The following is a 641-nucleotide window of genomic DNA, read 5'->3' as shown; positions in this document are numbered from 1 at the left end:
CGCGAGTCACGATGGGAGCGTGTCAGGGCAGGGTATGCAGACAACTGGTAGAGACTTGGTTTTATAGTCAATATCCCGCTGCCCGCCGGGAGGCAGAGCTATTATCGCAAAGACCTCCGGTACGTCCCGTGACGTTTGGTCAGCTGGCAGAAGGAGGTTCTTTATGAGTCGCGCACGTATTGTGAACCATCCTATTTTGGGACCGAAGCCGGAGCGGCGGCAGGTGTCTTTCGTTTTCGATGGTCGTCCCATGAAAGGATTGGCTGGAGAGCCGCTCGCGGCAGCGCTGCTGGCAAGCGGCGTTCGTTTACTGAGAAGGCATGAGGAATCCGGCACGGCCAGGGGCGTATACTGCGCCATTGGGCACTGTAACGAATGCCGCCTGACGGTTCATCCGCTCGGTACTGTCCGCTCCTGTCTGACCCAGTTGGAGGAAGGCATGATCGTCGAAACAGGCAGACAGCTTTCGAATGAAATTACAGGGAGAATCGTGACATGAATAAAATGGCGCATCTCATCGTCATTGGAGCAGGTCCCGCCGGGTTGTCAGCAGCGGCTACAGCAGCTGAACAAGGATTGCCGGTCACGGTACTAGATGAGTTTACTGAGCCAGGCGGACGGATGCCCGGACAATATCATGA

Annotated in this window: 2 protein-coding genes; both read left to right on the top strand. The window is 56.2% G+C overall.

The features are described 5' to 3' along the window. The first annotated feature begins 163 nt into the window (after positions 1-163). Positions 164-499, top strand: coding sequence for a (2Fe-2S)-binding protein (locus tag WG8_RS19350; RefSeq protein WP_007431926.1), 336 nt, complete (start codon positions 164-166; stop codon positions 497-499). Next, positions 496-641, top strand: a 146-nt coding sequence (locus WG8_RS28810; RefSeq protein WP_007431925.1) for an FAD-dependent oxidoreductase, incomplete at its 3' end; no start/stop codon positions are given. The genes WG8_RS19350 and WG8_RS28810, both read left to right, overlap by 4 nt.

Source organism: Paenibacillus sp. Aloe-11 (genome assembly GCF_000245715.1).
Taxonomy (GTDB): Bacteria; Bacillota; Bacilli; order Paenibacillales; family Paenibacillaceae; genus Paenibacillus; species Paenibacillus kribbensis.
The sequence above is the reverse complement of the archived record's forward strand: the minus strand, read 5'-3'. Positions and strand labels throughout refer to the sequence as shown.